The 8,267-nt window shown below is 42.6% G+C and carries 1 protein-coding gene; it reads right to left on the bottom strand.

What is annotated here, in order from left to right; translation table 11 throughout:
* The coding region (locus BLQ57_RS21265; protein WP_175444681.1) for a CARDB domain-containing protein at positions 1 to 8,267 on the bottom strand (8,267 nt) is incomplete at both ends.

Genomic DNA, 8,267 nt, shown 5'->3' with positions numbered 1-8,267 from the left:
TTCCAACCGGGAAGACTGATCCGTTCGCCTGGTCAGCAGCCAAGCTTTCTATTCCGCAGTTGTCTGTTGCTTGCGGTTCGGTCCAGCTTACCACCGCTCCGCAAGTATTCAGATCATTGTCAATAATGATATCTGATGGATTATTTGAGATCACTGGCTTCTCGGTGTCATTCACCGTCACCGTGAAGCTCGCTGTCTCGGTATTGCCGTGGATATCGGTAGCTGTATAGGTCACCAATGTTTCGCCTACCGGGAACGACTCGCCTGATGCGTGATCAGAAGTGAAGCTTGCAATTTCACAGTTGTCTGCTACATTCGGCTCGGTCCAGGTCACCACAGCTCCGCATACGCCTGCGTTATTGTTCAACGAGATATCTGCTGGAACATTTGTAATGACGGGAAGCTCATTGTCCGTAACGTTTATCGTGAAGCTCGCCGTCTCGGTATTGCCGTGGATATCCGTAGCCGTATAAGTCACTGTGGTTTCGCCTACCGAAAACAAGTCACCTGAGGTGTGATCTGCACTTAGGCTGGCAATTTCACAGTTGTCCGCAGCATTCGGCTCGGTCCAGGTCACCACAGCTCCGCATGCGCCTGGGTTATTGTTAACCGTGGTATCGGCAGGAATATTGGAGATGGTTGGCTTCACCTGATCCTGAACAGTTACATTGAAGGTTTTCACAGATACATTTCCATTAGTATCCTCAACTTTGAAATCAACTGAAATAGTTTGTCCTACATCTGTACAATTGAATTCAAGTGTTGATAAGCCGTCATTAAAGAATTTGGATTTTATTCCACAGTTATCAAAGGACTCATCATTTATTTCTTCAATGGAAAGTGAACCTAGACCGTTTTGATCCAAGAAGACAGAAACATCTGAAGGAATTACCACGATTGGGTATTGGAAGTCACCCACAATGATTTCTTCCTGCTCTGTCAAAGTAACCGAATTAGAATCAGTGACTCGAACCTCATACACCCCTGCAGAAAGGCTACTGATGATTCTGCCTGAATCAGACAAAAGTTCACCGTTTTTATACCATTCTACAGTGTAAGGAGCTAGTCCGGCAAAAATATCTACTTCAAGACGCCCATCTGCCGCTTCAAAACAAGATTCATTTGTGACTTTTAGCCTTATTCGGTAGTTTTCACTAAACTCTGCTACCACGTTAGACTCCTGATTTATAGTCAACTGATAAGGATTTTGACTACCTGAGATATCTCCTGACCATTGATCAAAACTCCAACCTTCTGCAGGTATTGCAGTGAGCTTCACTTCCGAACCTTCATTATAAAAGTTAAGATTAGGTTCTCTTTGAACAATGCCCTGACCGATAACACTGGTACTCAAGCCAAATTGGGCTAATTCTTGACAGAAGGATTGCTCAATTGTATTGTCCAAATCATTAAATTCGATTGGATTGGCTCCAGAAAGTTCAGCATAGATATTAAAAGTATTGCTCAGCAAAATTAAAGGAACACTCACTTCAATTGTATCTCTTGGATCTACAGAAATAGATTCTTCCGAAAAGAGGTCAAGAACTTCTCCTGATTTATAATAAAATTTCAAGGTGGCGTTTGTTCCTACATCACCTTCATTGACAACCTTAGCCGTAACAGTAATTTCCTCACCACTCTCCGGGCAATCATTACTGAATAACAAGCCTGCAAATCGAAGATTAGGAGCATCTCCAACAAAAATATTCCTTACCGCGGAGTTATTTCTTCTATCCGGATCAGGTTGCACTTCTAACACATCGACAATAGCTTCCACGGATTTCAATCCTCCAATTGAAGATGAATAAGGTGATGTGATGGCTACCGTTCCATCTTCTCCAGCAGCTACACCATTTACCTCTACATCCTCACCTAGTTGAATACCATCTACCAACAATCGGACTTTGAAAGGACCAGCAGGCACTACGCCTATATTTTGGTATGAAACAAAGAAATTCACTTCTTCATCTAGGTCTGGATTTAGCTTAGATGGAGAAATAAACTGAGACTCAACTTTTAAGTCAGGACCAGGAGTTGTTATTGTGATTTGACGACTATACTCATTATTATCTTCATTGCACTCAATATATTTATTCTCCTCATCGAGGACTACCCTTAAAGTATATGTGCCTGCCTCCGTAAAAATATAGGGAATTCGAATTGGACTATACCAATTTGCCCTTATATCGAAGAAATCGGATGCAATCAATACATCATCTAGATAAAATTTAACTGATACGTCCTTAGCTTCAAATAATCCTTTATTTTCAACTGAAATTCGAAGATCTTGCTGAGTATAAATTTGGAATCCACCCCACCAAACATCAAAAATTGAGTCTATATATGGACTAAGTTCAACACATAGAAGACCATTATAATCATTATCTGCTTCTCTTGATTCATCAATTTCAAAATTGGAATCTCCCATAAATCGAACTTGATTATTCCCGTATGACTGAATACTTGTGAAAATGCTATCAGATTGAAATTCACGTACTTTTAATGTATCCAAAATCCGATTCTCAAAAACAACTTCTACTCCATCATTATTTATAGTATATGAATTGGTATAGGGCAAAACAAGATCAGTAGTACCGGTATTTTGATATCGAGTTTTTATTTTAAATAACTCACCAATTGCCGGATAGGCCGGCTCAACGGTTACATAACGACTGAAAACCGTGATATTTGGCTTTTTAGGACTGTATCTTACAGTAAATTTTATTTCATTGTTATCCTCTCGATATTCATCAATAGCCCCACTACCCATTGGATCATCCACCACAATACGAATCTCTTTATCCTCAGTATCTTCGAATAAATTGCTTAGCGTATAACTTCGTATGGAGTTACAAACATTAACCGTATCAGAAATTAATCTAGAATCTAACAATACATCATCTATATAAACATTGATAAGGAATGGATCCTGAACCGGAAAACCTCCGATATTCCTTGTCCAGATTCTGAAATTATAATTATCTTCAAGATTAAAGGTTGTTGGGTAACCATTGGGTAAGGATCCTTCAAAAGGAATTAAATCAGATTTTTCTCCAAAAATTTTGAAGCTTTGAGTTTTATTATTATCTGATTTCAAAGTTTCAGTGACAGTTCCAAAAACGTCTGCAGTTGCTGTAAACCTACATACCTCTCCGGAACCTAAGCATTCTGTAACCAAATTATCATTGAGAACAGAGGTGACGAATGGATATTCTATAAATTCACCAGGTTGAAGAATTGGGATAAGTACTTCTCCAATTAATCCCTGACATGAAGAATATCTGAACACAAAATTTTCAGCTGGGGCATTCCCCTCATTGGAAACTTTTGCTACTCCATTGATCGATTCAGTTCTTACGAAATGATCTCTGCCCTCTTTTTTCTCCAAAATAATAGAGGAAACCAAATTGGGTAATGGCGTGGCATCTCGATCATCTTCTACTACTTCGAAGGTAAGTGGACCAAATGGTTGAATATAGCGTCCATCATCCACTTCACCGGTAAGGGTATATACTCCCAAGTCCAATGGACCGGCAAAAGATCGATTAAATCCTCCATTGGAGTTCGTATTCGTTGTAAAAAACCTTCCATCACTGACAAATATTCTAACGGTAGAACCAGAAACCTTTGGAGTGACAGTTTGGTCTAAACCGAAGTAATTTGCCACTCCGGAAAGTGTAATAAGTTGATCGGGATATATTACAGATCTGTTGAGTGAAGCAGAAACATTGATCCCTTCCGGAAGTGCATAGAATCGAATTGCAAAATTGTTCAACTCATTTTTTTCATCAAGAGCCTCAGTTTCATCAAGCACTACTTTAACTTCATGATAGCCGGGAGTAGTAAAGCTATAATCAAAATCAACTTCAGTGGTAGACTGTGCTTCTAAAAATGATACGGTAGTCGAATCGATAAAATCTTCATCAACATAGAGCGAAACTTTAAAATTCTCAGCAGGAAAATCGGAGGTATTTCGGATTGTCCCAGTTATGGTAAACGGCTCATTTAAAGCAGGTTCATCATTGCTAAAATCGATATCTCCGGCAAATATAGCCACATCAAGCAAATCACTGGAAACCAATGGAAGCGAAGTAAATCCAGTTGAGACCTCACAGCCTTCGGTATGTTTTACTCTAATCTCACTTTGCCAATCTCCATCTTCGGTTAGGTTCGAAGCACTTACGCGATAAATTTTTCCGTCAGTGACATCCTGATCAGTTGCATCCTCTTCCACCATGATCAGTTCCCGGGTCTCCAAGAAACTTCTCAAGGTGAGTTTAGGAAATCCAGACTCAGGCAAATAGCCTGAACTTTCCACATAATTGAATCTAAAGACAAACTCAGTAGCACTGGTTCCAACTTCAGGAGAAACGAAGCTGTCAGTGTATTCTCCTTCACCAACAAAAAGAATTTCAGGAACCGATTCTACGGTCACTGTTACAGAACGCTCAAGGGTACAACCATTTTCATCCGTGATTAATACGGAATAGGTAGTGGTTTGCTCAGGTTGTACAAACTGACCATCAAAAGTAACTCCATTGCTCCATTGATAGGATACTCCTCCAGTTGCAAAAAGGCTTACTCCACTACCCCTACAAATAACCTGGTCTTCAGTGAGTGTAACGGTTGGTTCAGGGAAATGCCTCAGGCTTTTTTCTAGAGAATTATTAGTCAGATCCTCATCATCTTCTATTATACCGGCTACTATCGTAAAATCTCCCTTAAGACTGAAATCCGCCAATCCTTCAAAAGCATAGAGATAAGTTTGACCAGGGGCCAATACCACAGATGCTGGCAAAGACTCTGTCACCACCGTTCCCTCATTAATTTGATAAAAAAGAGAGATATTTCCAGCAAAAGAACTTCCCACATTAGAAATCCTGACTGTCACTACCTCTTGATCCGTAAGCAAGCAGGCAGAGTTAGGTGTCGAAATTTCTACCAAAGCCAAATCCCTCCCGCTTTCAGAGAAAAACTGAATAGCACCGATACTGATTGGGACAAACCGAGGAACTCCATTGATATCTTTTGACACAACAGCTGTCAAATCTGTACCATTTACAGCCAAAGCCTCTTCCTGAGGTGTCAGGTCTGAAACACTGATAAATTGTGAATCCACAGTAAGCGAATTAGCATCTTGACCCGAAGTCAATTTCCAGTTTTCTAAGTCAGAAGCATCAGTATTGCCCCATCGACCAAGAAATGAGCCTGTGGTATATAAATTATTGTAATCAATTGTAGTAAATGCGTCAGTTGTGCCTATTCGGACTGCATAACCATTTGTTCCTTGGAAGATATTATTTACCAACTGATTGTTTGATCCACTGGAAGCGTATTCCAAACTTGCTCCATTTCCTTGGTTCCAAACAGCATTATGATATAATAAAAGATGAGTGGTATTGGAAAGGTAAACTGTCCTATTTCTCCCTTGTCCTTGAAGAAAATTATTGTAAACCAAGTTTTGATCTGACCCATTTCCACTTGAATTGACAATTCGAAGCGCATTGCCATCCACACTAGTTACCCGGTTATTTTTCACCAATGATCCTCCGGAGTTGTTTTCCAAAAGAATCGCAATCTGATCTGCTGTGGAAGTAGTAGTGACTGTGTTTCCCACCACTTCAGGAGTTTGGGTATAGTTTAGGTAGATAGAGCGGAAATAGACTTCACTTAACTCATTTTCAGAAACCAATACCTGTCCAGCCCTAGATGAGGAACTTGCACCTTTTACATATATTCCATAAGCAGCACCCGATATATTGTTTTTCAGAATTCTGATATTTTCTGTGAAAGTTCCTGAAACATCTATTCCTCCCCTTACACCAGAAGTCGTGGTGGTTATAGGGCTATCTATTAGGTTGTTTTCAAAAAGTAGATTGACAGCTCGTTTTCTTACTTGAATCACTTGTGCAAGACCCAAGTTTTTGAATGTCAAATTGGAAAAGCTGTAGTTTTCTGCATTATCCAGTTTTAGGGTGTAGGTATCTGTATGGACAATGACTACCGCCATAGGATCATTACTTGCTGACTTGAAATTCACGGAGAAATCCGAGGAGGAACCTGGTACCGTTCCAAAATTCAATTGCTCTTCGTAAGTACCATCAGCCACCAAAAAGTCCACTCGGCCAGCAACCCCATTCAGTCTCAAAGCCTCAGAGGCAGCTGCAAAAGATATAAAGTTACGCTCGCCAGAACCAGCTGGATCGATGGTATATTCTCCGATCAAAGGCTCACCTGCTTGGGCAAATTCAACTGCCCCAATACTTACCGGAACAGTCCTTGGATTTCCATCAATATCTGTAGAAATAAAGTCTGTCAAATCAGATCCGGCCTCGGTAAGTACTGGATTTTGTGGCGTCAAATCCGTGTCAGACACGAATAGAGGGTCTTCGTTTAAGGAATTTGCATCAAGAGAAGAAATAGATTTCCAGGTAGCAAGATCAGAAGCATAGGTATTTGACCATCTTCCTAAACTTGTCCCCGAGGTAAACAGATCGTTGTAGTCCAACTCCACCAAGCCCGTACTGTTGCTCACATACACTGCCTGACCTGTATTGGCTCTGAATATGTTGTTCTTGATCCGGTTGCCCGCAGAAGCCAGGCCGTTGTATTGGATTGCCTCCCCTGCAGCAGTGTTCAGCACTGAGTTGTGGTAAAAATTCACATGCGTGTTGTAATACAAAAATACCGTCTGACCACCGCTGCTGCTCCCGATCATGTTGTTGGCCACCAATGCCGGGGAACCTTCCACCGCATTGCAAAAAGTCATGTTCAAACCATACTGTCGCCCTCCAAACAGCCGGTTGCCAACCACTCTGCTCGCCCCCTCTACCTCATTCAGTTCCATAGTGTAAGAGGAAGACCATGAAGTGGCGCGCATCGTCACTGCGTTGTCCTCGATAACCGCAGCTGTCAACCTGTCCACGTATAGCCCGTATTGAAACGATCCCGTGATCTCATTTCCCCGGAACTCAAAACCAGGCGCTCGGTAGGAACTCGAACTTCCACCTCGGTAATACATGCCCATTCTTCCTCCTGCAAGCTGATTGTCTATAAACCTGACACTCGTTGAAATCGACGGTTCCAAACGGACATTGCCCAGCTCGGCATTCGTGCTGCCTGTGTCCGGACTTTCCATCCTGCAGCCTTCAAAAAGAATGTTGTCCAGCCTGTTTACCGACCAAACCGTTCTGGCAAAGGAGGTATTGGTCGCCTGAATGTTCAGATTCCTGAATATCAGATCACTCGCATTGTCCAGTCTGATTACATAATTATCCCCAGATACCGTAGAACTGAACTGAATCGTCACGTCACCCAAGTTGCCCGTGGCCGGTTCATAAGTCACCGTGTTGGTCGATGAACCTCCGGCTATGTCGTTGATCAGCACCTGCTCCTCATAGGTACCCGAGGCTATCTCAAACACCACCGGACCGTCCACCCCGTTCAGAATCATGGCATCCACCGTGGCCTGGATCGAGGTAAAATTCCGCTCTCCTGTCCCCGAAGGATTTATCGTGTAAGTTCCCGAAAGTGGGCTCAACCCCTCCGAATCGTATTCATTCGCGCCAATACTTGGCGTGGCTTTTCTGGCAACTCCGTTGATATCCGTCGTCACTTCAGCCAGAGGGACACCCGCATTGGCCAAAGCAGGAGAACTCGCCGTCAGGTCCGTGTCACTGGCAAACTGTGGATCAAAACTGATGGAATTGGCATCCAGTGAGGAAAGTGATCTCCATTCAAGTACGTCTCCTGCGTAGTTGTTTCCCCAACGACCAACATAAGTGCCCGAGGTAAACAGATCATTGTAATCCATCTCCAGCAAGCCTGTACTGTTGCTCACATACACCGCCTGTCCTGTGTTGGCTCGGAAGATATTGTTCTTGATCCGGTTGCCCGCAGAAGCCAGACCGTTGTATTGGATCGCTTCTCCACTCGAGGTGTTCAGCACCGAGTTGTGGTAAAAATTCACATGCGTGTTGTAATACAAAAATACCGTTTGACCACTGCTGCTGCTCCCGATCATGTTGTTCGCTACCAGTGCAGGCGATCCTTCCACCGCATTGCAAAAATTAATATTCAGACCATATTGACGGGCCCCAAAAAGCCGGTTGCCAACCACACGGCTAGCGCCTTCCACTTCGGTCAGCTCCAGCGTGTAGGAGGAACTCCAGGAAGTGGCACGCATCGTCACCGCATTGTCCTCGATTACCGCTGCGGTCAATCTCTCCAGATATAGCCCGTATTGAAAAGGTCCCGTGATCTCATTG

The sequence above is a fragment of the Algoriphagus faecimaris genome (genome assembly GCF_900101705.1).
Lineage (GTDB): Bacteria > Bacteroidota > Bacteroidia > Cytophagales > Cyclobacteriaceae > Algoriphagus > Algoriphagus faecimaris.
Note: the sequence above shows the minus strand (reverse complement) of the source record. Positions and strands in the feature narration are given on the sequence as shown.